The sequence below is a fragment of the Stenotrophomonas sp. ATs4 genome (genome assembly GCF_051861585.1).
Lineage (GTDB): Bacteria > Pseudomonadota > Gammaproteobacteria > Xanthomonadales > Xanthomonadaceae > Stenotrophomonas > Stenotrophomonas maltophilia_AS.
In genome coordinates, this window is sequence record NZ_JBLYPK010000009.1 from 88,356 (window position 1) to 111,460 (window position 23,105).

A 23,105-nucleotide genomic window follows, 5' to 3' on the forward strand; every position below is an offset into this window, starting at 1 on the left:
GGTTCCTCAGGCGGTGACGGGGGTAGGAACGTCGGTACTGCTGTGGGCGGCGGCCTGGCGCTGGCGCAGCAGGCGGTTGGCCACATCCAGCCAGGCCAGCGCGGAGGCTTCAATGATGTCCTTGCTGGTGCCGGTTCCGTCGTACTCCACGCCTTCGTGGCGCACGCTCAGGTTGGCTTCGCCGCGCGCATCGGCGCCGATGCCGACGCTGTGCACGTGGTAGCTGTCCAGCATCAGCTGCACGCCGGTAGCGGCCGACAGCGCGCCGAACAGCGCATCGACCGGGCCGTCGCCCTGCGCGGTCTCGGCCACGCGGTTGCCATCCGGGTCAGACAGTTCGACCAGCGCGTTGGCGCGGCTGCCGACATCGCTGATGGTCATCGAGGCCAGGCGATAGCCCTGTGCGTTTGAGCCGCCCTGCATCAGTGTCTGCAGGTCGGCGTCGGTGACCACGCGTTGCTGTTCGCACAGGCCCTTGAACTGCTCGAACACCAGCTTCAGCTCGTCTTCGTCCAGCCAGAAGCCGAGCGCACGCAGGCGTGCTTCGACGGCAGCGCGGCCACTGTGGCGGCCCAGCACCATCTGCGAATCTTCCCAGCCCACGTCTTCCGGGCGCATGATTTCGTAGGTGCCGCGGTGGCGCAGCATGCCGTGCTGGTGGATGCCCGATTCATGGGCGAACGCGTTGGCGCCGACGATGGCCTTGTTGCGCTGTACCGGCATGCCGACCAGGCGCTGCAGCAGCTGCGAGGTGCCGACGATGCGCGGGGTGTTGATCGCGCTGTCCTGCTCGTAGAAGGCCTGGCGCACCTTCAGCACCATCGCGATTTCTTCCAGCGAGCAGTTGCCGGCGCGCTCGCCGATGCCGTTGATGGTGCACTCGACCTGGCGTGCGCCGCCTTCGATGGCGGCCAGCGAGTTGGCCACGGCCAGGCCCAGATCGTTGTGGCAGTGCGCGCTGAAGATCACATTGGCGGCGTTCGGCACGTCGGCGACGCCGGCGATGACCTGCTGGAACATCGCGCGGATCTCTTCCGGCGTGGTGAATCCGACGGTGTCGGGCAGGTTGATGGTGGTGGCACCGGCGGCAATGGCCACGCGCGAGACTTCGATCAGGTAGTCCAGCTCGGTACGGGTGGCATCCTCGGCCGAGAACTCGACATCGTCGATGTACGAGCACGCCAGCGCTACGTGCTTGCGTACCGATTCCAGCACCTGCTCGCGGGTCATCCGCAGCTTGTGCTCGCGGTGCAGCGGGCTGGTGGACAGGAACACGTGCAGGCGCGGATTGACAGCAGCCTCCAGTGCACGCGCCGAGGTCTCGATATCGGCCTGCAGGCAGCGCGACAGCACCGCCAGGGTCAGGCTCGGGCGGCGCAGTTCGCGGCCGATCAGTGCCATCGCTTCGCGGTCGGACTGCGAGCTGGCCGGGAAGCCGGTCTCGATGATGTCCACGCCCAGTTCGTCCAGCGCACGCGCCATCACCAGCTTCTGCGGCGGGCTCATGCTGCAGCCGGGGGACTGCTCGCCGTCACGCAGGGTGGTGTCGAAGATGCGGATGCGCGGGGTGGTAATTCGTTCGATGGTGGTCACAGGGAAATCTCCTCGACAGCGGGTGCGACGGCTTGCACGGGGGAAGGGGAAGACGTGGGGGAGGCGGTGGCGCTGGCCTTGCCGGGCGAGCGCGGGGTTTCGGTGCGCCGTCGCCGCGGTTTGCGTGGCGGGCGCGGACGGATGTCGGTGAGCAGGCCGGCCAGCACACCGGCATCGATATTCCCGCCGGACACCACCGCGCATTTGCGGCGGCCGGCAACGCGGCGGCCGGCGGCCAGCGCCAGCGCACCGGCGCCCTCGGCGATGATGTGTTCTTCCAGCGCCAGCCGCACCAGGGTTTCGCGCAGCTCGGCTTCGCGCACGATCACCACGTCGTCCAGCAGCGAGGTGCACAGGCGACGCGTCAGGAAGCCAGGGATCTTTACCCGTACGCCGTCAGCCAGCGAGGCGACGGGGGCGATCTCGCGCACGTCGCCGCGGATCGCGCGTGCCATCGAGTCGACGCCTTCCACCTGCGCGCCGATCACGCGCACGCCCTGTGATTTCAGTGCCAGTGCAACGCCGGAGGCCAGGCCACCGCCGCCGATCGGCACGATCACCACGTCCGGTGCATGTGCGGCCAGCTCGATGCCGACCGTGCCCTGGCCGGCGATCACGTCGGCGTCGTCGAACGCGGACAGGAAGCGGTAACCGTGGCGTTGCGCCAGTTCGACGGCGAAGGCATAGGCTTCGTCATAGCTGGTGCCGTGCTGGCGCACGGTCGCGCCCCAGTGGGCAACGCCGGCGATCTTGGTTGCCGGCGCGCCATGCGGCATCACGGTGATGGCCGGCACGTCCAGGCGATAGGCAGCCCACGCAACGCCCTGGGCGTGGTTGCCGGCCGAAGCGCAGATCACCGGGCGGGTATCGCCACGTTCACGAGCAGCCAGTAATGCGTTGAGCGCGCCGCGTACTTTGTAGGAGCCGGTACGCTGCAGGTTTTCCAGCTTCAGCCAGGTGCCGAAGCGTTCGGCATGATGCAGCGGTGTGGGCGGCAGGAAGCGGCGCAGGCGTGCCTGCGCGGCCAGGACATCGGCAACGGTTACGTCGCCAACATCGCTTTCCTTGCTGCCATCAGCGGCCGGCATGAGCCACCCGATGGTTGCTGACCACCGCCTGCGGGTACGAGCGGCGAAGAAGACGCCTCCGTACCGGCACCGTGTTGGAAACGGTACGGGAATTCATGCGGATACTCCTTCCAGTGCGGTCATCTGCACCGACACACAGTCGTAGATTTTTTCCATCTGCCGGCACAGGGTTTCCGCCGGGCGCTGGCCATCGACCACCAGCTGCAGGTGCCAGCGGCCATCGTCGGCGGCCACCGGCGCACCGCTGATCGCGCACGGCGCGAAGCCGCGACGCTCGGCCATGCCGATCACACGCAGCAGCGCGCCTTCGGCCGGGTGCAGCACCAGGTCAAGCCGGTATTGCATTGGGGATCTCCTGGCGGGCATGGGCGGGGTTGCTTTCCAGCATCGTGCTGTTGGCGGTGTTCGGCGGCACCAGCGGCCACACGTTGGCGCGTGCATCGATGGCCACGTGCAGCAGCGCCGGGCCCGGTTCGGCCAGCAGCGCGGCCAGTCCACCTTCGACGTCATCGCGTGCATCGATGCGGGTCGCGGCGATGCCGAACACCTTGGCCAGTGCCACGAAGTCCGGGTTGTCGGACAGGTCGATCTCGCTGTAGCGCTCGGCGAAGAACAGCTCCTGCCACTGCCGCACCATGCCCAGCGAACTGTTGTCCAGCAGCACGATCTTCACCGGCAGGCGGCAGCGGGCGATGGTGGCCAGCTCCTGTACGTTCATCATGAAGCTGCCATCGCCGGACACCAGCACCACGGTGCGATCGGGGCAGGCGAACTGCGCGCCCATTGCGGCCGGCAGGCCGAATCCCATGGTGCCCAGCGCGCCGCTGGTCAGATGGTTGCGCGGGTGGTTGAAGCGGCAATGCTGGGCCACCCACATCTGGTGCTGGCCGACATCGCAGGCGATCACCGCATCGACCGGCGCCAGCTCGCTCAAGCGCTTCAGCAGCGCAGGTGCGTAGATGTGCTGGCCGGGTGCGTCGTAACGCGCAGTGAAGCGTTCGCGATGCTGCGCGCAGCGCTTGCGCCATGTGTCCTGGTGGGCCTTGGGGGAGGGGAAGGCCGCACGCAGGGCGCGGATGGCATGGCCGACATTGCCGGGCACGGCGACATCGGCACTGCGCAGCTTGGAGATCTCGTAGGCGTCCGCATCAATATGGACGACACGTGCGAACGGCGCGAACTCGGCCAGCTTGCCGGTGGCGCGATCATCGAAGCGTGCACCCAGCACCAGCAGCAGGTCGCTTTCCTGCACCGCCATGTTGGCGGCACGGGTGCCGTGCATGCCCAGCATGCCCAGCGACTGCGGGTGGTTGGCCGGCAGTGCGCCCAATCCACGCAGGGTCATCACCGTGGGGATGGCGCTGGCCTCGACGAAGTCACGCAGGTCCTGCACGGCATCGCCCAGTGCGATGCCACCACCGGCGTAGACCACCGGCTTCTCGGCCGCCGCCAGTGCGGCGATGGCTTCGGCGATGGCGGCTTCGGCGGGGGCAGGCGGTGGTTCGACGCTGCTCGGCACGTGCGCCGGCAGATGGCTCGCATCGGCCAGCTGCACGTCCTTGGGCAGGTCGATCAGCACCGGGCCGGGCCGGCCTTCGCGGGCGATGCGGAAGGCATCGGCGATCACGCGCGGCAGGTCGTCAACGCTGCGCACCAGCCAGCTGTGCTTGACGATCGGCATCGTCAGGCCGAACACATCCAGCTCCTGGAAGGCATCGGTGCCCAGCAGCGGGGTGGCGACCTGGCCGGTGATGCAGACCATCGGCACCGAATCCAGCATCGCGTCGGCGATGCCGGTGACCAGGTTCGAGGCGCCCGGGCCGGAGGTGGCCACGCAGACGCCAACCTGGTTGCTGGCGCGTGCGAAGCCATTGGCGGCCAGTGCCGCGCCCTGCTCATGGCGGACCAGGATGTGCTTCAGCGACGAATCCACCAGCGCGTCGTAGAACGGCATGATGGTGCCGCCGGGATAACCGAACAACGTGCGGACGCCTTCGGCTTCCAGCGCCTGGGTCAGCCAGCGCGCGCCGTTGGCTGGCGCGCTGCGGTGTGTGGAAGAGTTCATGGGGGAACCTTGCAAAGCGGGTGGGGGAGGCCGCGTGGTTACGCGGCCTGTCCTTGCAACCAGACCATCTTGGCGCGCAGTTCCTTGCCTACCTTCTCGATCGGGTGCTCCAGATCGGCCTGCTTGAACTTGTTGTAGTTCGGCAGGCCTGCTTCGTACTCGGCCACCCAGTTCTTGGTGAAGGTGCCGTCCTGGATGTCCTTCAGTACTTCCTTCATGCGCGCCTTGGTGCCGGCGTCGATCACGCGCGGGCCGCTGACGTAGTCGCCGTACTGCGCGGTCTCGGAGATGAACTCCAACATGCGCGAGATGCCGCCTTCATAGAACAGGTCGACGATCAGCTTCAGTTCGTGCAGCACTTCGTAGTAGGCGATTTCCGGCTGGTAGCCGGCTTCGACCAGGGTCTCGAAACCGGCCTGCACCAGCGCCGAAGCGCCGCCGCACAGCACCGCCTGTTCGCCGAACAGATCGGTTTCGGTCTCTTCCTTGAAGGTGGTCTGGATCAGGTTGGCGCGTGCACCGCCCAGTCCGCCGGCGTAAGCCAGCGCGAACTCGGCCGCCTTGCCGCTCTTGTCCTGGTAGACCGCCCAGATGCACGGCACGCCACGGCCGATTTCATACTCGCGACGCACCAGCGCGCCGGGGCCCTTGGGTGCGACCAGCACGACATCGAGGTCCTCGCGCGGCTTGATCATGTCGAAGTGCACGTTCAAACCATGCGCGAACAGCAGCACCGCGCCCTGTTTCATGTTGGGTGCCAGCACATCGTCGTAGAGCTTCTTCTGCACCATGTCCGGGGTCAGCACGGCGACCAGGTCGGCGTCCTTCACCGCATCGGCCGGTGCTTTCACGGTGAAGCCGTCGGCCTGCGCCTTGACCTCGGTGGGGCCGCCCGGACGCAGGCCTACCACCACATCGAAGCCGGATTCACGCAGGTTCAGCGCGTGGGCGCGGCCCTGGCTGCCGTAGCCGATGACAGCGATCTTGGTCTGGGGCAGGTCGTTGGTGCTCATGGGGGAGGTTCCTTGCGGTGGGAAGAAAAAAGAACGGCCGGTCGTCTTGGGGACGTGCCGGCCGATCAGGGGAAAGCGGTGGGGGAGGCGCCATGCGTCGCACAGGCACAGCCACCACGAGGCGTTGTGGTGGTGCTGGTCCAGGTTTTGAAGTTGGCGTTGTTCATGGTGGTTGCGTCTGAAACCAGGTCCTGAAATGAAAAAACCCGCACCTGGGCGGGTGCGGGTTTTGATGAGTTCCGGAGTGTTTGTTGCTTACACGCTGGCTCGTCCCGCACCTGTTGGTTGGGTAATAAGTACGAGCACAAGAATCGAACGCAGCGAGGCGGCGCCGATGTCGGCGGCTTCGATGTGGGTTCGCGGTGGCGTGTTGTGTTGCAGCATGTGATCGAGAGAAACACAGCCATTTCGGCGATGTCAACCCTCGCGACGGAATTCTTGTCGGTTTCCGTTGCATCCAGCGCAATCGCTTGCGGCACAAGGATGGTTGCCGCTGAAAGTGTTTCGGTGAACCGGAATTCACTCTTTTCGAGGCGGTTTTTGCGCGGATTACCGGGCATCTGCCGCTGTGCTCGCCGGGCATGGCCCGGCGCTACCGAAAGGGCGCCCGGCGGCCATGGGCGCGTCCGCGCGTGGTAGCGCCGGGCCATGCCCGGCGGAATGTCAGTGCCGTCCATGACCTCTGCCCGATACCGCATGAAGGCCACAGCGGCGAAGATCGGGGAACCACCCTTCCATCGGAACCCTACCGTGTCCCGACGCCTTGCCCGTTCCCTGCTTGCCGCCGCCGTGCTGGCTGCCGTGCCCGCGCTGTCCTTCGCTGCCGACCGCATCACCGGCCATACCTTCGCCACCCGTTCGGAGGTGATCGCCCCGCATGCGATGGCCGCCACCTCGCAGCCGCTGGCCACCCAGATCGCGCTGGACGTGATGAAGGGCGGCGGCTCGGCGGTGGATGCGGCGATTGCCGCCAACGCCGCGCTCGGACTGATGGAGCCGACCGGCAACGGCATCGGCGGCGACCTGTTCGCCATCGTATGGGACCCGAAGACGCAGAAGCTTTACGGCTACAACGGCTCGGGCCGCTCACCGAAGTCGCTCACCCTGGCCGAGTTCCAGCGCCGGGGCCTGAAGGAGATTCCCGCCACCGGTCCGCTGCCGGTGTCGGTGCCGGGTGCAGTCGACGGCTGGTTCGCGCTGCACGACCGCTTCGGCCGCAAGCCGATGGCCGACAACCTCGCGCCGGCCATCCGCTACGCCCGCGACGGTCACCCGGTGGCCGAAGTGATCGCCTACTACTGGGATCGCTCGGTGCCCAAGCTGTCGCAGTACCCGGGCTTCAAGGAGCAGTTCACGATCAACGGCCACGCCCCGCGCAAGGGCGAGATGTGGAAGAACACGAACCTGGCCAGCACGCTGCAGAAGATCGCCGACGGTGGCCGTGACGCCTTCTACAAGGGCGAGATCGCCCGCACCATCGGCGACTACTTCAAGGCCAACGGTGGCTACCTGAGCTACCAGGACATGGCCGACCATCATGGCGAATGGGTTGAACCGGTCAGCAGCAACTACCGTGGCTATGACGTGTGGGAGCTGCCGCCGAACAGCCAGGGCATCGCTGCGTTGCAGATCCTCAACGTGCTGGAAGGCTACGACTTCTCGAAGATCCCGTTCGGTTCACCCGAACACGTGCACCTTTTCGTTGAAGCGAAGAAATTGGCTTTCGCCGACCGCGCGCGCTTCTATGCCGATATGGCGTTCCAGCCGGCGCCGGTGCAGAAGCTGATCTCCAAGGAGTACGCCGCGCAGCGCCGCGCGCTGATCTCGATGGACAAGGCATTGAAGGAAGTGCAGCCGGGCACGCCGAAGCAGCTGGAGGAGGGTGACACGATCTACATGACCGTGGCCGACGCCGACGGCATGATGGTGTCGCTGATCCAGTCCAACTACCGCGGCATGGGCAGCGGCATGGCACCGCCAGGACTGGGCTTCATCCTGCAGGATCGTGGCGAGATGTTCGTTCTGCAGAAGAACCATCCCAATGGCTACGCACCGGGCAAGCGCCCGTTCCAGACCATCATCCCGGCGTTCATCACCAAGGGCGGCAAGCCGTACGCCAGCTTCGGCGTGATGGGCGGCGCGATGCAGCCGCAGGGCCACGCGCAGATCGTGATGAATCTGGTGGACTTCGGCATGAACCTGCAGGAGGCCGGTGATGCACCGCGCATCCAGCATGAAGGTTCCACCGAACCGACCGGGCAGGCCACGGCGATGACCGATGGTGGTGAGGTGAATCTGGAAACCGGCTTCCCGTACGAGACGGTGCGTGCGCTGATGCGCAAGGGGCATCGCATCGTGTTCGCCGACGGCCCGTATGGTGGCTACCAGGCGATCCTGCGTGATCCGGACACGGGCGTGTACTACGGTGCTTCGGAGAGTCGAAAGGATGGGCAGGCAGCGGGGTATTGAGGTTTCCGGCCACGGACAGTTTCCGTGGCCATCACCGCAGGAAAAGAAAAAAGAAGAGCAAGAGCAACGGCAACAGCCGCGCGCTTTGGGTTGGGGTCGGATCCGTTTTCCGCAGGAAAACGGATCCGACCCCTTCTTGTTTTCCGATACACCTCATCCACGCATGGCGTGGATCTACTACCCACACCGCCCCGCCCAACCAGCAGCAACCCAGAGCCGCGTTTGCTGTTGCCGTTGCTTGAAGAAAGCGGTGCAGCCGCAGGCTGCAAAACAACCCTCAATCCTGATCCTGCGCGCGCGCTGCCTCCGCCTGGGTCTCCTCCTGCGCCGCCATCTCGCGTGCGATCCACGCATCGATCATGTGCCGCTGGCGCTGCGCCTGCCGCCGCTCGCGGGTGTACTCCTGGTCCAGCACCCGGTACAGCGACACCATCACCAGCACCATCAGCAGCGCAAACGGCAACGCCGCAATCGTGATCATGCCCTGCAGCGCATCCAACCCGCCCGCGAGTAGCAGCGCACCGGCAATCAGCGCCACGCCCACGCCCCAGGCCAGCTTGCGCTTGGGGGGCGGATCGCCGGCCTCGTCGGTGGACATGCTGGCCAGCACCAGCACCGCCGAGTCGGCCGAGGTCACGAAGAAGATCATCAGCAGCACCAGCGCGATGCACGACAGCAGCAACGGCAGCGGCATGCTGTCGAACATGGTGAACAGCACCGTCTCGTAGCCGTTGCCCAGCGCCTGCAGCAGGTCGGCCTGGCCGAAGATCTGCATCCAGATCGCGGTGCCGCCGAATACCGAGAACCAGAAGAAGCCCAGCAGCGTCGGCGCCAGTACCACGCCGATCACGAACTCGCGCACGCTGCGTCCACGCGAGATACGTGCGATGAACGAGCCGACGAACGGAGCCCAGGAAATCCACCAGGCCCAGTAGAAGATCGTCCAGTCGGCCACCCAGGTGCTGGACGAGAACGGCGACATGCGCAGGCTCATCGTCACCAGCTGGTTGAGGTAGGAGCCCAGCGTGGTGGTGAAAGTATTGAAGATCGCGCCGGTGGGGCCAAGCACCAGCACCAGAAGCAACAACACGGCGGCCAACGCCAGATTGAAGTTGGACAGCCATTTGACACCACGGTCGACGCCGCTGAGCGTGGAGGCCATGTACAGCACGAACGCCACCGCAATGATCACCAGCTGCAGCGGAGGGCCCGCGTGCAGGCCGAACACGCGCTCCATGCCAGCGGCGATCTGGATGGTGCCGAAGCCCAGCGTGGTGGCAACACCGATTGCCGTTGCAACGACAGCGGCAATATTGACCACACGCCCGATCCAGCCACGATGGTGGCGACCGATGATCGGCTGCAGCATGTCGCTGACCAGGCCACGCCCGTTGCGGTTGAACTGGAACCAGGCCATCGCCAGGCCGATCAGCGCATAGATGGCCCATGGGTGCAGGCCCCAATGGAAGAACACATAACGCATGGCGGCGCGCGCGGCGTCCATGCTTTCGGGGGCCAGCCCCTCCGGAGGCTTGCTGAAGTGCGAAATGGGCTCGGCGGCGCCCCAGAACACCAGGCCGATGCCCATGCCGGCGGCGAACAGCATCGACATCCAGCTGGCGCGCGAGAATTCCGGTTCGGCGTCTTCGCCACCGATGCGCAGGTTGCCGAAGCGGCCGAAGGCGAGATACATCAGGAACACCAGCGCCAGGAACACGACCAGCAGGTACAGCCAGCCAATGCCGCGGATGAGTTCACCGAGGATGCTCTGCACCACGGCATTGAAGGGGCCCGGTGCAACACCGGCAAGCAGCACCAGCAGCAGAACCAGTGCGATGGAAACGCGAAACACCATGAAGGGGCTTCTCCGATCAAGGGATTGAGGGGAGCGAGCAGAGCTTGCTGCGAGGGGCCGGCGGCATGCAGCACGAACCGGGCAGGGGCCGCGAAGGCGGCGAGCGGAACATCGGTCGCAGCGACACGATGCGCGTGCACGTTACTGAACGCGATGTCACGGTTCTGTTAATACAGAAACAGCGGATCCACGCCGTGCGTGGATGCAACAGCCAGGAGCTGCAGTGCGTTCTATGCTCTAATGCGCACCAAGAAGCGGGGGTACCGCGGCCATGTGGCCACGGTTGAGACAGTCCCTTGGAACCTGATCCGGCTCATACCGGCGTAGGGAAGCTTTGCAATGCAGCCATGCCCGGACTCCGCCCAAGGACCGTCCGGGCGCGGCAGCAGTGCGCCGCCGCTTCGTCCCCGACCTACCTGGACGATGCCCGATGAACGCACAGCTCTCCGCCCTGCAGCAACAGGCCCAGCAACTCTCCGAATCCGTGACCCGGCCGATTCCCGGTTCGCGCAAGATCCACGTGCCCGGTTCACGCCCGGATCTGCAGGTGCCGATGCGCGAGATCGCGCTGACCCGCACGCCGACGCTGTTCGGCGGCGAAGAGAATGCACCGGTCACGGTCTACGACACGTCCGGCCCCTACACCGATCCGGACGTGCGCATCGATCTGTCCGCCGGTTTGCCGGAACTGCGTCGCGGCTGGGTGGAAGAGCGCGGTGATACCGAGCAGCTCGACGGCCTGAGTTCGTCGTTCGGCCGCGATCGCGAACATGACCCGAAGCTCGACGCTGTGCGCTTCCCCGCGCGCAGCCTGCCACGCCGGGCGCGTGCAGGTGCGAACGTCACCCAGATGCACTACGCACGCCGCGGCATCATCACCCCGGAGATGGAGTTCGTCGCCATCCGCGAGAACCAGCGGCTGGACGCGATCCGCGATGCCAGCCTGCTGCAGCAGCATCCGGGCGAGGCATTTGGTGCCTCGATCCAGAAGATCATCACACCGGAGTTTGTGCGCGATGAGATCGCACGCGGCCGCGCGGTGCTGCCCAACAACATCAACCACCCGGAAAGCGAGCCGATGATCATCGGCCGCAATTTCCTGACCAAGATCAACGCCAACATCGGCAACAGCGCCGTCTCTTCGGGCATTGCCGAGGAAGTGGAGAAACTGGTGTGGGCGATCCGCTGGGGTGGCGACACGGTGATGGACCTGTCCACCGGCAAGCACATCCACGAAACCCGTGAATGGATCATCCGCAATTCGCCGGTGGCGATCGGTACCGTGCCGATCTACCAGGCGCTGGAGAAGGTCGATGGCCGCGCCGAAGCGCTCACCTGGGAGATCTTCCGCGACACGCTGATCGAGCAGGCCGAGCAGGGCGTGGACTACTTCACCATCCACGCCGGCGTGCTGCTGCGCTACGTGCCGCTCACTGCAAAGCGCGTGACCGGCATCGTCAGTCGCGGCGGCTCGATCATGGCCAAGTGGTGCCTGGCCCACCACAAGGAAAACTTCCTCTACACGCATTTCGAAGACATCTGCGAAATCATGAAGGCCTACGACGTGACCTTCTCGCTGGGTGACGGCCTGCGCCCGGGCTGCATTGCCGATGCCAACGATGCTGCGCAGTTCGGTGAGCTGGAGACGCTGGGCGAACTGACGAAGATCGCCTGGAAGCACGACGTGCAGACCATGATCGAAGGCCCCGGCCATGTGCCGATGCAGCTGATCAAAGAGAACATGGACAAGCAGCTGCGCGAGTGCGGCGAAGCACCGTTCTATACGCTGGGCCCGCTCACCACCGACATCGCGCCGGGCTACGACCACATCACCAGTGCGATCGGTGCGGCGATGATCGGCTGGTTCGGTACTGCCATGCTCTGCTACGTGACGCCGAAGGAACATCTGGGCCTGCCCAACCGCCAGGATGTGCGCGACGGCATCATGGCCTATCGCATCGCCGCGCATGCAGCCGACCTGGCCAAGGGCCACCCTGGCGCGCAGGTGCGCGACAACGCGCTGAGCAAGGCACGCTTCGAGTTCCGCTGGGAAGACCAGTTCCACCTTGGCCTGGATCCGGAGAAGGCCAAGGAGTTCCACGACGAAACCCTGCCGAAGGATGCGCACAAGCTGGCGCACTTCTGCTCGATGTGCGGCCCTCACTTCTGCTCGATGAAGATCACCCAGGACGTGCGCGAGTACGCGGAGAAGGGCATGCAGGAAAAGTCGGAGGCGTTCCGCGCCGCGGGTGCCGAGGTCTATCACCAGGGGTAATGCGGAAGCGGGGGTGCCGGCCAGCGGCCGGCACTACCGCTCATCACGCCGCTCCCCGCTATCCTCCGCCCATCACCCCGGGGAATGGATGCCATGCCTGTTGCCTTGACTACCCGCTGGCTGGCCATGGCCCGCCGCAATCCGTCCGCCTGGCTGCTGGGCGCCCAACTGCTGGCGGTGCTGCTGTATCCCGCATTGGATGACACCGCCGCGGGCCGCGCGGCGCTGGGCATGTTCGGCATGGCGGTACTTGGCCTGGCGCTGTGGGTGGTTCAGCGCAGCCCGCTGGGGACCTGGCTGGCGCTGTTGCTGGCCATCCCTTCGGTGGTGTTCTCGTTGGCGGGGGCATTGCTCGACCGCACCGCACTGCTGACCACCGCGCAGTTGCTGGAGAGCCTGCTGTACTTCTATACAGCCGGCGCCCTGATCGCCTACATGCTCCAGGACCACAAGGTCACCCGCGACGAACTGTTCGCTGCAGGCGCGACCTTCACCCTGCTGGCGTGGGCATTCGCGTTCGCATTCGCCGTGTGCCAGCAGTGGTATCCGGGCAGTTTCCAGGGCACCGGCGGTGGTCCGCAGCGCAGTTGGATGGAGCTGCTTTATCTCAGCTTCAGCTTGCTGTCCGGGGTGGGGTTGAGTGACGTCGTACCGCTGCATCCACAGGCACGCGCATTGGTCATGCTGGAGCAGTTTTCCGGCGTGATGTACGTGGCTTTGGTGGTTTCGCGACTGGTCGGATTGACCATGTTGAGGCGTGTCTGAAAATGAACGCCAGATAAAAATGTCGCGCCCAAAAGGGCGCGAATGGTGTTGCCAATTATGTGAATGCGTCGGCGAGAGAGAGCCTGATGTCGACCACGCGATAGGCGAGGTAACCGCCATAGGCTAGTATTCGCGCGCTTCATTGTTTTTGCGGTATGCGCCGATGCTTTGTGCGGAGTCTGGCTTTTCGCTGTTCCCAGGACGGGACGGTATCGAAGGCGAACACTGCCCGGGACCTGTCTCCACTGTGTAGCGGAAAATGAACAGCAGCGAATTCCAGCCCCCCGGATTCGATCGGATCCGGATAGGAGAGTGCACCGTCACTCTGTCCTCGCGCGAAGTCGAGGTCGTCGGTGCGCGTCGCCCGCGCCGGCTGACGCCGAAGGCGTTGGGCGTGCTGCGTGCGTTGCTGCGGCAGCCGGGACGTGTTGTCACCCGCGATGAACTGTTTGCAGAAGTGTGGCCGGATACGTTGCCGACCAATGATGTGCTGACCCAGGCCGTCACCCAGCTGCGCAAGGCGTTCAGCAACGACGACGACAACGGACAGGCCTACATCGAAACCATCGCCAAGACCGGCTATCGCCTGCTGGTGCCGGTGCAGGTACTGGACGATGTCGAGCCGGTCTCATCGGTGATGCCTGACAACGAACCGGTGGAAGCGCGGCCTGTGACCGCAGCGGCTGCCGAGGCTCCTGTGCACGTGCAGAACATGCGTCGCCGCTGGCGTCATCTTCGTCGCCGCGTGCTGCTGGTACTGGGTGTGGTGATGCTGGTCGCGTTGCTGGTGTTGACCGTGCTGCTGCTTCGCCGCGCACCGGCCAGCAGTTCGGCAGTGGACGCTGCCGTGGAGAACGGCACGCGGGTGATTGGTAGTCCAGAGCGGCCCTACCGGCTGATCACTGCCACCAGCGGCTTTGAAACCTATCCCACGCTCTCACCTGATGGTTCGATGGTGGCCTATGAAGGCGCCAACGAAGATGGCAACGGCGGTGGTGCGATCAAGGTGCAGACCTCCGGCAACGCACCCGCGCGGCAGTTGCTGCTGCCACCGGCCGGTGCGGTCGATCGCTTCCCGAACTGGTCGCCGGATGGACGCGAGATCGCCTTTGCGCGTTTCGCCGCCGATGGTGGCTGCCAGGTGCTGGTCGCCAGTGCCACGGGCGGCGCAGTGCGCCAGGCCACACGTTGCGATGGCACCGAACTGCTCAGCTTCGACTGGACGCCGGACGGTCGTGGGTTGGTGTTCGGCAGCATGGTCGGACGCTACGCACACCGCGGCATCCGCGTGTTGGATCTGGCCAGCGGCCAGTGGCGCGCGTTGGAGTACAGCGTCGACCAGGATGACTTCGATTACGCACCGCGCTATTCGCCCGACGGACAGTGGCTGGTGTTCGTGCGCAACCCGCAGTTGGGTGATCTGTGGCGCATGCCGGCCAGTGGCGGCGTGCCCGAACAGCTGACCAACGAAGCGGCCGAGCTGCGCGGCTGGGCCTGGCTGGACGATGGCCGCACCATCGTGTTTGGTCGCCGCGTCGACAGCGAAGCGCGGCTTTACTACCTGGATGTCGAGCGCCATACGCTGCGTGATGCCGGCCTGGACGATGCACAGTGGCCGGCAGTGTCCCGCCGCGGCGGCATGCTGGCCTTCGTTCACCGGCGCGCGCAGTTCGGCGTGTTCAAGGTGCCGATACAGGGGAATGGCGCGCCTGAGCGCTTGTTTGCCTCCAGTGGCCGCGATGGGCAGCCGATGGCCGCCCCGGATGGCCGCCAGCTGGTCTTTACCTCGGACCGCTCCGGCAGCTTCGCGCTGTGGTGGGCGGACATGCAGCGCCCGGATTCGCTGCGGCCCATTGAAGGACTGCGGCCGGAGGCGCGGCAAGCGCCAGACTGGTCGGCCGACAGTCGGCAATTGCTGGTGGTCGGTCGCGACGAGCACGGACGCACCGTGGTGTATGAAATCGCCCCGCGCGATGAACGCCTGCATCCCTTGCCCGTCCCGGCAGAGCAGCCCCTGCAGGCGCTGTATGGCGCCACACCGGAACAACTGCTGGTGGTCGAGCGTGATGCCGACCAACGCACCCGGCTGAGCCTGTTCGATCGCAGCGTGCAGCCCTGGCGCCGGCTCGCCAGCATCGATGGTGTTTCGCAGGCGCGCTTCGACCGCAACAGTGGCCGGGTGTTGTTCACGCGGCTGGCCGCTGGCGGGCTGTGGTCGGTGGATGCGGCGTTGTCGCCGGCCAGCGTGCTGCAGATCAGCGATGACCGGCCCAGCCGTTGGCGATACCGGGCCTGGACCGTGGCCGGTAACAGCAGCATTGGTTACCTGGGTACATCGACCCGCTGTGGCACGTCCCTGGTGCGCATCCAGGTCGGCCGCGAGGAACCGGAGCGCTGCCTGGACGCAGAACGGCTCAGTGCCGGCAACGGGCTCAGTGCCAGTGCCGATGGACGTGACCTGTTCGTGGCGATGGCGGTCAGCGATGGTGCCGACATCGGTGTGATGCGACTGCCTGAACGCCCGCCCGCACTGTTCCCGGCCTTCTCCAAGTTGCTGTTGTTCAAGGGAAATGGACCTTCGTAACTTTTTCGTCGGGACCTCGCCGCGAATTCGTGGCGATCTCGTAGGACTTTCCTGACGCGGTGCCGCCTGATTTGGCAAAACGGAGTCCTGTACTAGGCAAATCCGTGGTGCCCCCATGCGTCAACTCTCGCTGGCCGATCGCGGCCAAACCGTCTCCCTGGATCGCTCGCTCGACGATGTCGCCCCAACCTGCCTCGGCGTGGCCCGGCTGGGCAGCCTGCAGACCGCAGGCACCAGCTTCACTGTGTGGATGCAGGTACGTGGCAGTTCCTGGGTGGAAGCCAAGGAAGGACGTTTCCGCCTGCGCCAGGGTGAGTGGATCGCCTTCGAGAAGGAATCACGTCCCTTGGTGCAGGCCGGTCGCAACGGGCTGTGCATCGGCCTGAACCTGACGGTCGAAGCCCTTCGCGTGCTGACCGAGATGGCCGACTGCGGACTGTATGCCGGTCGTGGCCGGATGAACCGCGGCGATGCCCGTGTTGCCTTGCGGCTATGGCGCGATGCGCTGGCCAGCGGCCAGCCGGCCCAGGCGCTACGGCCGCTGCTGCTGCACCTGGCAGGCCTGCAGCGGGGACTGGCCGACAACGTGCAGCGCTGCCCGGGGCGTTCGCGCAGCCGCAAGCGGCAGGTGTTCGGCCGCATGCAGCGCGCCCGCCTGTACCTGGAAGGCAACAGCCACCGTGTGGTGCGCATCGGTGAACTGGCCGAGCTCACCAACTTCTCCAGCTGGTACCTCTCCAAGACATTCCAGAGCCTGTACGAGGAAAGCCCGCAGTCGCTTTCAGCACGGTTGCGTCTGGAACGGGCGGCCGATCTGCTGCGCGACACCGACATGATGGTCGGAGAGGTCGCTGCGGCCAGTGGTTTCGACAACTGCTGCAGCTTCGCGCGTGCGTTCCGCGCCCGCTACGGCCAGTCGGCTTCGCGCTTCAGGGAGAACGGCGGCTTGCTCCCGCCACATTCTGCAAAGTCTCCGGTTGGTTCGCGCAAATACAGCGCTGCAACGCAATCGTAACGTGCTGAGGTGTTTTAACACGCTGCTAACACGTACCTTGGAGAGATTGATGAACGTTCGTAATCCCGCAGTGCGGTTCGGCTTGCTGCCGGCCGGCATCGCGCTGGCGCTGGCGCCGGCCTTTGCTTCGGCTCAGGAAGCAAAGGGCACCACCGACCTGGACCGCATTTCGGTCACCGGCTCGCGTATCCGTGGCGCCAACATGGAGACCCAGCAGCCGATCCTGACGATGACCCGTGAATCCCTGGAAAAGCAGGGTTTCTCGAGCGTCGCAGACGTGCTGGGCAACCTGACCTCGGCCGGTTCCCCGGCCATCTCGCGTTCGGAATCGCTGGCGTCCGGCGAGAACGTGGGCGGCTACTACGTTGACATCCGCAACCTGGGCGCCGCGCGCACCCTGGTGCTGATGAACGGCAAGCGCCTCGGCGCGACCACCTCGGGCCTGCAGGATCTGAGCCAGATCCCGATGTCGGCGGTGGAGCGCATCGAAGTCCTGAAGGACGGCGCTTCCTCCATCTACGGTTCGGACGCGATTGCTGCGGTGGTCAACGTGATCACCCGCAAGAACTTCGACGGTGGCGAAGCCAACGTCTACGTCGGCCAGTACAGCGATGGCGACGGCGATACCCAGCAGTACTCGATGACCCTCGGCGCCCGTGGCGAGCGCGGCAGCCTGACCCTGTCGGCCGAGTACTCGAAGATGGATCCGGTGTGGGCGAAGGACCGTTGGTACAGCCGTGATGGCGCCAAGGGCCCGAACTCGGTCGCCGCCGATGGCAGCCCGATCAGCCAGTTCGGCAGCTGGTGCAACCCGACCCAGGTCGATTGCTCCGACTCCAAGACCGCCGTGTGGAAGACCCTGAACCCGGGTGGTGATCCGAAGAACCCGAATGACTACCACGTCATGACCCCGGCGGAGTATGCAAACTCCAACGAGCAGATGACCCTGCTGACCGGTGTCAAGCGCAAGTCGCTGTACATCAACGGTACCTACGACTTCACCGATTCGATCAGCCTGAACACCGACGTGCTCTACAACGAGCGCCAGACGTTCCAGCAGATCGCGGGCTATCCGTTCCAGTCCAGCGCCTGGGAACAGCCGTTGGCCGGTGACAGCGCCTTCAACCCGGTCGGCCAGGACGTCAACGTCCGTCGTCGCCTGTGGGAAGTGCCGCGCACCACCGACAGCCAGATGAAGACCCTGCGCTTTGCTCCGACCATCAGCGGCTTCTTCGAGCTCGGCGGCAAGACCTTCGACTGGGATGTCGGCGCACTGTGGAACCGCAACGAGACCATCAAGCGCAGCCGTGGTGACATGAGTCTGATCAGCGCCGGCCAGGCGATGGGCACCTCGTTCATCGATGCTGGCGGCGTGGCCCGCTGCGGCACCGCGGCCAAGCCGATCCTGGGCGATTGCCGCCCTTGGAACCCGTTGCTGCCGTACGGCGCAAATGGTCAAGGCTCGCTGGCCAACCAGGAGCTGCAGGACTTCCTGTTCCCGACCTACACCACCCGTGGTGAGACCAAGACCACCAGCTTCAACGCCAACCTGGCCGGTTCGATCGTGACCTTGCCGGCTGGCGACCTGGGCTTTGCTCTGGGTGTCGAACACCGCAAGGAAGAAGGCAACTACGTGCCGGACGCCTTCGCGCAGTCGGGTATGTCCACCGGCCTGGGCCAGAAGCCGACCAAGGGTCAGTACGACCTGAACGAAGTCTTCCTGGAACTGAACGTGCCGATCCTTGCGGACAAGCCGTTCGCCAAGGAACTGACCCTGAACGTTGCCAGCCGTTATTCGGACTACAGCAACTTCGGTGGCACCACCAACAGCAAGTTCGGCCTGACCTGGCGTCCGCTGGATGAACTGCTGGTCCGCGGCACCTACGCCCAGGGCTTCCGCGCTCCGACCATCAACGATCTGTACGGTGGCCTGAGCTCGAGCTTCGAGCGTTACATCGATCCGTGCGCCGTTGGTGCCCCGGGTAGTGTTGCTGGCAACGCGGCCTGCTTGGCCGGCGGCGCTCCGGCCAACTACGTGCAGCTGGGCCAGGGCAACGTGCCTTGCGCCACGCTGCCGTGCCAGTCGGGTGACCAGTTCGTCTCCGGTGCCAACCCGAACCTGAAGCCGGAAACCTCCAAGAGCACCACCTTCGGTGTGGTGTGGAGCCCGCGTTGGGTGCAGGGCCTGGACCTGTCGCTGGATTGGTACAAGTACGAAATCAGCGACATGATCATCGCTGACAGCGTCGACCGCATCCTGCGTGACTGCTACGTGCTGGGCAACTCCGCCCGTTGCGGCAGCGTGACCCGTGCGGCCGATGGTCACATCAGCGGCATCACCTACGGCACCGCCAACCTCGGCAAGATGAAGACCGAAGGTTACGACGTCGGCGTCAAGTACCGCCTGCCGGAACTGGCCATCGGTCAGTTCAACATCGATTGGCAGACCAGCTACACCGCCAAGTACGACGAACAGGCCCAGAACAGCGCTGGCGACAACATCATGATGGGCCGCGTCGGTGAGTCCGGCGACACCACCGTGTTCCGTGTCCGTTCGAACCTGGGCGTCAACTGGCAGTACGGTGATTTCGGTGTGAACTACACCGCGCGTTACTACTCGGGCCTGCGCGAGTCGTGCATCTCGATCGGCTGCACCGATCCGGATCGTTACGCTTACGGCGAAAAGGCTCCGGTGCGTCGTACCGGTTCCAACACCTTCCACGACCTGCAGGTCAGCTGGAAGGCACCGTGGGATGCCACCATCGCTCTGGGTGCAAACAACCTGTTCGCCCACAAGGGTCCGCTGATGTACTCGGCTCCGAACTCGAGCTTCGCCTACTACGGCGGTTTCGATGTCGGTCGCTTCCTGTACATGAAGTACACCCAGCGCTTCTGATAGTTCGAAGTGCAATCGCAGTAACAGGAGGGCGGGCCGCAAGGTCCGCCCTCTTTTCTTGTAGGGAAATTCCGAAACATGTTGGAAGGTGAGCGAGGTCACGATCCTGTTGTGTCGTAATCAACACAGTCAAGGGGTCCACTTCCGGACGCCTGCACATGGAGAGAGCGATGAAGAGCACGCTGTTGCACAAACTGTCCGCCGCTGCCCTGATCTATGCAACGCTGGTGGGAGCGGTATTCGCGCAGGGACTCGGAGTCTGCGGTGGTGGACTCTACTGCGAAGAATTCCGACAGCAGTGCCTGGCTGCAGGCAAGTCGAAGGTGATGTGCGATCTGCAGTATCGTCATTGCGTACAGGACGCCTGCGGCGCGCGCTGATACAGAAAAGGCGCGCCTTCGCAGGTGCGCCTTTTATCGGTCCTGCCAGTGTGATGGAGAGACTCAGGCCTCTCCTGGAATCAGTCCCATCAACGCATTGGCATGCTCGCGCCACTGCGGCAGCTTGTTGAGTACACCCGCGCGCTGCAGGTAGTCCTCGTCCACTGGATCGCCATTGACCAGCGCCAGTGCCACATGCACCGCGCCCGTGACCCAGAAGCTGCGGGTGCTGGCACGCTGTGGCTGTAGGTGGAACGCCACCGCTTCGATGATCGGCATCGGCAGCCCCCACAGGCCCAGCAGGTAGGCACCGGCTTCGGCGTGGCCTGGGCGCGTATCGCCCGCCAGCGACGGCTCGGTGCGCTCGTTGCGTACACCCGGCAGCAGCAGGCCGATATCGGCCAGCAACGCGGCGGTCGCGCCCAGTTCGGCGCTGGATTCAGGCAGCAGGCGTGCGGCCAGCCGCGAGGCAAGCAGGGCACGCTGCTGCAGCGAGTTGCGTTCGGCCGTGGACAACGTCGGTGCCGAGAACACCTCGCTGGCCAGTACCAGGTCGCGCAGCGTCGACAGGCCGAGGCGGGTCACGGCGGTACGCAGATCGGCAATGGTGCGGCCCTGGCTGAAGAACGCCGAGTTCGACAGCTGCAGCACCTTGGCCGCGATCGCCGGATCAGCGGCAACCAGCTTGGCTACGTCGGCGCTGTCGGCGTCGTCGTCATGTTCGAGCGCCTGGGTGAGGCTGAGGTACAGGTGTGGCGGCGACGGCAGCTTCTCGATGCGGCCGATGGCACCGCGCAGGCGTGGGCTGTCCAGTACCTCGCGCAGCTCTTCCAGGCTGGTCAGTGCTTCCAGCAGTACTTCCGGCGCCAACGGCAGCGGCAGGAAACGATGGGCAACGCCGATCAGGCGCGCCGGCGGCGGCCGGTTGCCGTGTTGCGCATCGACCAGCGCGATGCGGATGGTCTCCGGACGCAGCGTACGGATCTGGCCGAGCAGCGTGGTGGCATTGAGGTCCGGCAGCTGTGGGCAGACGATTACCGCATCCACGCCCTGCGTGGCCACCGCAGTCATCGCGGTCTGGCCATCGGTGGCGGTCAGCGGCTGCCAGTCTTCCCCAAGATCGGCAATGAATTCGGTCAGCTCAACCGGCAGGCTGGCTGCATCCCCAACAAGCAGAATACGCACGACACATTCCCCTGGCTGTCTCGACGATGGATGTCGACGACGTGTGAAGTGACGCAATTTACCTAATACGGCAGCAAGAGTGATGTGCCGCAGTCATGAAACGTGACCCGCATCGCTCCGACGGCATGCGCCGGAGCGATCCGGTTCAGGCTCAGGCCTTGCTGTCGAGATGGCGCTGGTGCGCCTCGATCAGGATCTGCTTGGCCTCAGCGGCGCCACCCCAACCGTCCAGCTTGACCCACTTGCCCTTCTCCAGGTCCTTGTAGTGCTCGAAGAAGTGGCCGATGCGCTCCAGCCAGTGGCTGGACACCTGCTCGATGTCTTCCACGTGGGCGTAGCCGCCGAACACCTTGGTGACCGGCACGGCCAGGATCTTCTCGTCGCTGCCTGCCTCATCGCTCATCTTCAGCACGCCCACCGGACGGCAGCGCACGACCGAGCCCGGCACCAGCGGCAGCGGCAGCACCACCAGCACGTCGGCCGGATCGCCGTCGCCGCACAGGGTGCTCGGCACGTAGCCGTAGTTGCAGGGGTAACGCATCGGGGTGGACAGGATGCGGTCGACGAAGATCGCGCCGGTTTCCTTGTCCACTTCGTACTTCACCGGCTCCGAGTCCTTCGGGATCTCGATGATGACGTTGATTTCTTCCGGCGGGTTCTTGCCGGGCGAGACGAGTTCCAGACCCATGGTCGTGCTCCAGGTGGGGGTATAGACGGATAGCCCCCCATTTTATGCCTTTGCCGGGCGCTGTGCAGGGGAGGGGGCCGACAGTACGACACGGCGGCCGCCCACACGTGCTGGTGGGGTTGCCCGATGGGGACGTCGGGACGGCGGGTGCAGGCTGGAACCCTCATCCCGAGGAGCTCCCGCATGAAAGTATCTGCCCTGCCGATCGGCCTGACCTGCGCGCTGCTGATGGCGCCGCCGGTACAGGCGTTTCCCTATGTCGACCTGATCGACTACCCGTACCAGGAGGCCAACTGGGACCGCTTCTTTGCCCTGGAAGGCCGGTTGCAGCATGGCTTCGATGCCATCTGTGGCGACACCTTCTGCGAGGGCGAATACAGCGACATCCGTGCCCTGCGCCTGCGCTGCTCGGTGGATGCGGTGCGCGGCACCGTCCATGAGTGCCTGTGGGCATTTGCCGCCAGTGACCTGGAGGTCTCCCGCAACGATGGCGCGATCGTGGCCCGGCAGCCGACCTGGCTGTGCCGGCTGCCGCTCATGCCGGGCACGGCGGTGGAAGACTTCCATGCCGCCCTGGCCGCTCGCAATCCGCTGCACGACCCGCTGCCAGGCACGTCGCAAAGCGCCTACGACGGACTGACCGAGTGCATTCACTGATGAGAACGTGACTGATTCGCATTAACGGAGTAGCATGCGCGGCGCCTTCCGTCTGTCCTCCGGCTCTGCGCATGTCCTCCAATGCCGCCTCCCTTACCGAACTGCTGATCCGCGAGCGGCCGGCACTGCTGCGCCGGGTGCAGCGCATCCTCGGCGGAGACAATGGTGCCGAGGATGTGATCCAGGCGGTCTGGTTCAAGGCCCGTGGGGTCGACGACAGCCAGGCCATCGACAACCCGCGGGCCTATCTGTACCGGTTGGCCGCCAACCTGGCCACCGACCACGGCCGCGAATCGACCCGTCGCAACCGCCTGCTTGCCGACCACTACCTGTGGGGGCCGGACGAGGTGATCTCGACCGAAGAGCAGGCGATGGCACAGGACGAACTGCAACGGGTGCTGGATGCTGCCGGCCACCTGCCGGAACCGACCCGTACCATCTTCCGGCTCAATCGCCTGCAGGGCGTGACCCAGGCCGAGATCGCACGCCGCCTCGGCGTGTCGGTGACCACCGTCGAGAACCACGTGCGCACCGCGCTGCAACGCCTGGCCTGGGCGCGCAGCGGTCGATGATCGAC

18 protein-coding genes and 1 riboswitch are annotated in these 23,105 nt (G+C 65.3%); of the genes, 9 read left to right on the forward strand and 9 right to left on the reverse strand.

Features of this window, described 5'->3' with window-relative positions; translation table 11 throughout:
• Positions 1-6 precede the first annotated feature (6 nt).
• From ABR323_RS16475 to ABR323_RS16500, 6 genes are all read right to left on the reverse strand, one after another.
• A complete protein-coding gene (locus tag ABR323_RS16475; RefSeq protein WP_135275016.1) occupies positions 7-1,593 on the reverse strand; it encodes a 2-isopropylmalate synthase in 1,587 nt (528 codons plus the stop codon).
• A complete protein-coding gene (locus ABR323_RS16480) occupies positions 1,590-2,681 on the reverse strand; it encodes a threonine dehydratase (protein ID WP_439450076.1) in 1,092 nt (363 codons plus the stop codon). Before ABR323_RS16480 ends, ABR323_RS16475 begins: the two co-directional genes overlap by 4 nt.
• A 93-nt stretch (positions 2,682-2,774) precedes the next feature.
• A complete protein-coding gene (locus ABR323_RS16485; protein WP_012512039.1) occupies positions 2,775-3,026 on the reverse strand; it encodes an ACT domain-containing protein in 252 nt (83 codons plus the stop codon).
• Positions 3,010-4,746, reverse strand: coding sequence for an acetolactate synthase 2 catalytic subunit (gene ilvG / locus ABR323_RS16490; RefSeq protein WP_439450077.1), 1,737 nt, complete (start codon positions 4,744-4,746; stop codon positions 3,010-3,012). Before ilvG ends, ABR323_RS16485 begins: the two co-directional genes overlap by 17 nt.
• A 38-nt stretch (positions 4,747-4,784) precedes the next feature.
• The gene (gene ilvC, locus ABR323_RS16495) at positions 4,785-5,759 is read right to left on the reverse strand and encodes a ketol-acid reductoisomerase (RefSeq protein WP_135275013.1); all 975 of its coding nucleotides are present in this window, start codon (positions 5,757-5,759) and stop codon (positions 4,785-4,787) included.
• A gap of 65 nt (positions 5,760-5,824) precedes the next feature.
• Positions 5,825-6,436 (reverse strand): hypothetical protein, encoded by a 612-nt coding sequence (locus tag ABR323_RS16500; protein ID WP_439450078.1) that lies wholly within the window; start codon positions 6,434-6,436, stop codon positions 5,825-5,827.
• A gap of 73 nt (positions 6,437-6,509) precedes the next feature.
• Here ABR323_RS16500 and ggt point away from each other — a divergent pair, with 73 nt between their 5' ends.
• On the forward strand, positions 6,510-8,228 hold the full coding sequence (ggt, locus tag ABR323_RS16505; RefSeq protein WP_439450079.1) for a gamma-glutamyltransferase: 1,719 nt from the start codon (positions 6,510-6,512) through the stop codon (positions 8,226-8,228).
• Between the two features lie 277 nt (positions 8,229-8,505).
• Here ggt and ABR323_RS16510 read toward each other — a convergent pair whose 3' ends face one another.
• Complete coding sequence (locus ABR323_RS16510) at positions 8,506-10,083, reverse strand: BCCT family transporter (protein ID WP_439450080.1); 1,578 nt, start codon at positions 10,081-10,083, stop codon at positions 8,506-8,508.
• A gap of 246 nt (positions 10,084-10,329) precedes the next feature.
• Positions 10,330-10,431: riboswitch (TPP riboswitch) on the forward strand.
• 82 nt (positions 10,432-10,513) lie between these two features.
• On the opposite strand from ABR323_RS16510, the gene thiC reads away from it, so the two are divergent.
• From thiC to ABR323_RS16540, 6 genes are all read left to right on the forward strand, one after another.
• On the forward strand, positions 10,514-12,358 hold the full coding sequence (gene thiC / locus ABR323_RS16515) for a phosphomethylpyrimidine synthase ThiC (protein WP_439450081.1): 1,845 nt from the start codon (positions 10,514-10,516) through the stop codon (positions 12,356-12,358).
• Between the two features lie 93 nt (positions 12,359-12,451).
• A complete protein-coding gene (locus ABR323_RS16520; RefSeq protein ID WP_439450082.1) occupies positions 12,452-13,123 on the forward strand; it encodes an ion channel in 672 nt (223 codons plus the stop codon).
• 259 nt (positions 13,124-13,382) lie between these two features.
• Positions 13,383-15,707 (forward strand): winged helix-turn-helix domain-containing protein, encoded by a 2,325-nt coding sequence (locus ABR323_RS16525; protein WP_439450083.1) that lies wholly within the window; start codon positions 13,383-13,385, stop codon positions 15,705-15,707.
• Positions 15,708-15,822: 115 nt separating this feature from the next.
• Positions 15,823-16,722 (forward strand): helix-turn-helix transcriptional regulator, encoded by a 900-nt coding sequence (locus tag ABR323_RS16530; protein ID WP_135275002.1) that lies wholly within the window; start codon positions 15,823-15,825, stop codon positions 16,720-16,722.
• A gap of 49 nt (positions 16,723-16,771) precedes the next feature.
• Entirely contained in the window at positions 16,772-19,618 is a 2,847-nt protein-coding gene (locus ABR323_RS16535) for a TonB-dependent receptor plug domain-containing protein (RefSeq protein ID WP_439450084.1), read from the forward strand.
• A gap of 170 nt (positions 19,619-19,788) precedes the next feature.
• Positions 19,789-19,998 carry a hypothetical protein gene (locus ABR323_RS16540; RefSeq protein ID WP_439450085.1) on the forward strand — a complete coding sequence of 70 codons (210 nt, stop codon included), beginning with the start codon at positions 19,789-19,791 and terminating at the stop codon, positions 19,996-19,998.
• A 63-nt stretch (positions 19,999-20,061) separates the two neighbouring features.
• On the opposite strand, the gene ABR323_RS16545 is transcribed toward ABR323_RS16540, so the two are convergent.
• Together ABR323_RS16545 and ppa are read right to left on the reverse strand one after the other, a co-directional pair.
• Positions 20,062-21,183 carry an HDOD domain-containing protein gene (locus ABR323_RS16545; RefSeq protein WP_439450086.1) on the reverse strand — a complete coding sequence of 374 codons (1,122 nt, stop codon included), beginning with the start codon at positions 21,181-21,183 and terminating at the stop codon, positions 20,062-20,064.
• Between the two features lie 151 nt (positions 21,184-21,334).
• Entirely contained in the window at positions 21,335-21,871 is a 537-nt protein-coding gene (ppa, locus tag ABR323_RS16550; RefSeq protein ID WP_025874161.1) for an inorganic diphosphatase, read from the reverse strand.
• Positions 21,872-22,054: 183 nt separating this feature from the next.
• On the opposite strand from ppa, the gene ABR323_RS16555 reads away from it, so the two are divergent.
• Positions 22,055-22,528 (forward strand): hypothetical protein, encoded by a 474-nt coding sequence (locus tag ABR323_RS16555; RefSeq protein ID WP_439450087.1) that lies wholly within the window; start codon positions 22,055-22,057, stop codon positions 22,526-22,528.
• A 71-nt stretch (positions 22,529-22,599) separates the two neighbouring features.
• Positions 22,600-23,100 (forward strand): RNA polymerase sigma factor, encoded by a 501-nt coding sequence (locus tag ABR323_RS16560; RefSeq protein WP_135274997.1) that lies wholly within the window; start codon positions 22,600-22,602, stop codon positions 23,098-23,100.
• Positions 23,101-23,105: the final 5 nt, after the last annotated feature.

Coding starts and splice junctions, on each gene's coding strand:
- ABR323_RS16540 (WP_439450085.1), top strand. CDS start 19,789: ATGAAGAGCACGCTGTTGCACAAACTGTCCGCCGCTGCCCTGATCTAT.
- ABR323_RS16480 (WP_439450076.1), bottom strand. CDS start 2,681: ATGCCGGCCGCTGATGGCAGCAAGGAAAGCGATGTTGGCGACGTAACC.
- ABR323_RS16520 (WP_439450082.1), top strand. CDS start 12,452: ATGCCTGTTGCCTTGACTACCCGCTGGCTGGCCATGGCCCGCCGCAAT.
- ilvC (WP_135275013.1), bottom strand. CDS start 5,759: ATGAGCACCAACGACCTGCCCCAGACCAAGATCGCTGTCATCGGCTAC.
- ABR323_RS16560 (WP_135274997.1), top strand. CDS start 22,600: ATGTCCTCCAATGCCGCCTCCCTTACCGAACTGCTGATCCGCGAGCGG.
- ABR323_RS16530 (WP_135275002.1), top strand. CDS start 15,823: ATGCGTCAACTCTCGCTGGCCGATCGCGGCCAAACCGTCTCCCTGGAT.
- ABR323_RS16525 (WP_439450083.1), top strand. CDS start 13,383: ATGAACAGCAGCGAATTCCAGCCCCCCGGATTCGATCGGATCCGGATA.
- ppa (WP_025874161.1), bottom strand. CDS start 21,871: ATGGGTCTGGAACTCGTCTCGCCCGGCAAGAACCCGCCGGAAGAAATC.
- ABR323_RS16535 (WP_439450084.1), top strand. CDS start 16,772: ATGAACGTTCGTAATCCCGCAGTGCGGTTCGGCTTGCTGCCGGCCGGC.
- ABR323_RS16555 (WP_439450087.1), top strand. CDS start 22,055: ATGAAAGTATCTGCCCTGCCGATCGGCCTGACCTGCGCGCTGCTGATG.
- ABR323_RS16500 (WP_439450078.1), bottom strand. CDS start 6,436: ATGGACGGCACTGACATTCCGCCGGGCATGGCCCGGCGCTACCACGCG.
- thiC (WP_439450081.1), top strand. CDS start 10,514: ATGAACGCACAGCTCTCCGCCCTGCAGCAACAGGCCCAGCAACTCTCC.
- ilvG (WP_439450077.1), bottom strand. CDS start 4,746: ATGAACTCTTCCACACACCGCAGCGCGCCAGCCAACGGCGCGCGCTGG.
- ABR323_RS16510 (WP_439450080.1), bottom strand. CDS start 10,083: ATGGTGTTTCGCGTTTCCATCGCACTGGTTCTGCTGCTGGTGCTGCTT.
- ABR323_RS16485 (WP_012512039.1), bottom strand. CDS start 3,026: ATGCAATACCGGCTTGACCTGGTGCTGCACCCGGCCGAAGGCGCGCTG.